General features: G+C 60.9%; 2 protein-coding genes and 1 pseudogene. All 3 read left to right on the top strand.

What is annotated here, in order from left to right:
* The first annotated feature begins 77 nt into the window (after positions 1–77).
* Positions 78–1,172 (top strand): IS5 family transposase, encoded by a 1,095-nt coding sequence (locus tag D1227_RS07355; protein ID WP_035540773.1) that lies wholly within the window; start codon positions 78–80, stop codon positions 1,170–1,172.
* Positions 1,173–1,356: 184 nt separating this feature from the next.
* The gene (locus D1227_RS07350) at positions 1,357–1,611 is read left to right on the top strand and encodes a VirB3 family type IV secretion system protein (protein ID WP_084146418.1); all 255 of its coding nucleotides are present in this window, start codon (positions 1,357–1,359) and stop codon (positions 1,609–1,611) included.
* A pseudogene (locus tag D1227_RS07345) lies at positions 1,605–2,227 on the top strand (conjugal transfer protein TrbE); the annotation flags it as partial. The gene D1227_RS07350 and the pseudogene D1227_RS07345, both read left to right, overlap by 7 nt.

Here is a 2,227-nt window from a genome sequence, read left to right as displayed (position 1 = left end):
CTAGCAGGCTGCTGAAAAAGGTCTCGTTTTGCTTTGCGAAGCATGATTCTCTCTTTTGTGTGGAGAGGGAGGCAGAGATGCGTGGTGAAGATCGGACGACGGATCAGTTGTTTTCGTATGTGAACGTAGAAGACCGGATCGCATCGGATCATCCTCTGCGGCAGATACGGCAGCTGGTAAATGACGCGCTGAAGGCTCTGGACGCAGATTTTACGGCACTTTACGCGCAGGATACCGGTCGCCCGTCGATCGCGCCGGAGCGTCTGTTGCGGGCGATGCTGTTGCAGGCGATCTATTCGATCCGGTCTGAGCGCCAGCTGATGGAGCGGCTTGAGTTCGATCTCCTGTTTCGCTGGTTTGTCGGGCTCGGGCCCGATGAGCCGACCTGGGACGCCTCGACGTTTTCAAAGAACCGCGACCGCCTTCTGGATGGGGATATCGCCGCAAAGTTCCTCAACGCCGTCCTGTCGCTTCGGCGAGTGAAGAAGCTGTTGTCGCGTGAGCACTTCAGTGTGGATGGCACCCTGATTGAGGCCTGGGCCAGTACCAAGAGCTTCCGTCCGAAGGATACCGATAGCGGCGGTGGTCCGGATAGTGGAGGTGGTGGTCGCAATGCACCGCACGACTTCCACGGCGAGAAGCGGTCGAACCAGACGCATGCCTCATCGACCGATCCCGATGCTCGGCTCTATCGCAAGGGCCGGGGCAAGCCGGCTCAGTTATGCTACATGGGGCACGTCCTCATGGAGAACCGGCAAGGCCTCGCCGTAGCGACACAACTGACCCATGCAACCGGCAGAGCCGAACGCGAGGCGGCCCTCGAGATGATCAGGAAACGCAAGGTTAAACGCGGCGCCACACTTGGTGCCGACAAAGGCTACAATGCCTGGACCTTCAAGCGCGATCTGGAGCAGGCCGGTGTCAGGCCGCATGTCGCCCTGAAGTCCGAGACCGGGAGGTGCGGCCTGCCCATCAAGACCCCCGAGGGCTATGAGGTCTCCCAGCGCATCCGCAAAAGGATCGAGGAGATCTTCGGGTGGACGAAGACAACTGGCGGCTATGCCAAGACGAAGTTCAGGGGAAAGCGGCGCGTTGCCCTCGGCTTCGATATCGCCATCGCCGCCTACAATCTCGTCCGACTACCGAAGCTACTTGCGGGGGCCGCAGCATGAACGCCACCATCGCCGCTGCTATAGGTCAGCGCATAATCCGTAGAAAGATGGTCTATGCCGAAAGAGTGACCTCAATGCCGGCGGAAACGCGCGTCCCGACGCCAAAACGGCGAAAAAAAGTCTCACAGACCCCAAAAAATCTATACTCCACAACGTGCAAACAGGCTTTTTCAGCAGCCTGCTAGTGGCTGACGGCTATGAAATCCCGCTCCATCGCTCGCTGACCGAGCCGATCCTGATGGCGGGCGCGCCCCGCACGGCCGCCATCGCCATCGGGACGCTCGCCGCTGCTGTCGGCCTGGGCCTCCAGCTCTGGATACCGGGCCTTGTTCTCTGGGCGGTCGGGCATTCGGCAGCGGTGTTCATGGCGCGCTCTGATCCGGATTTCATGGCCGTTGCCGGCCGGAGCACGCGGCACAAGGAGCATCTGACATGCTGAACCTGAAAGAATACGCAGAGACCCTGGTCCTACTGGCCGACTACCTGCCCTGGGCCTGTCTCGTCGCGCCGGGCGTCGTCCTCAACAAGGATGGCAGCTTCCAGACCACGTTCCGCTATCGCGGCCCTGACCTCGAAAGCTCGACAGACGAAGAACTCGTTTCCGTGATGGCGCGGGTCAATAATGTGCTGCGCCGGTTCGGCTCGGGCTGGGCGCTGTTCTTCGAAGCGCAGCGCCATGAAGTGCATGATTATCCGGAGGCTGAGTTCCCCGACGCGCTGTCATGGCTCGTCGATCAGGAACGGGCATTACAAGCCGAAGAAGCCGGAACCCGGTTCGAAAGTGCCTACTATCTGACCCTGCTCTGGCTCCCACCCGCCGATGCCACGGGCCGGGCCGAGAAAGCCCTGATCCAGCGCGCCGAGACCGAAGACGCGGCGACCTGGCGTCATCGCCTGGAGACCTTCCAGCAACATGCCGCCCGCGTCTTCGATCTCCTCTCCACCTGTCTCGCCGAAATCGCAAAGCTCACCGATGACGAGACGCTGACTTATCTGCATTCGACGATTTCCACGAAGCGCCATCCGGTCGTGAGGCCCGAGTTGCCCGTCTTCCT

This window comes from Henriciella mobilis (assembly GCF_003576315.1).
Classification (GTDB): Bacteria; Pseudomonadota; Alphaproteobacteria; order Caulobacterales; family Hyphomonadaceae; genus Henriciella; species Henriciella mobilis.
This window is presented reverse-complemented; position numbering and strand designations above follow the sequence as displayed.

What these genes read in the sequence shown, in the direction of transcription:
- D1227_RS07355 (WP_035540773.1), top strand. Translation starts at nt 78, where the DNA reads ATGCGTGGTGAAGATCGGACGACGGATCAGTTGTTTTCGTATGTGAAC.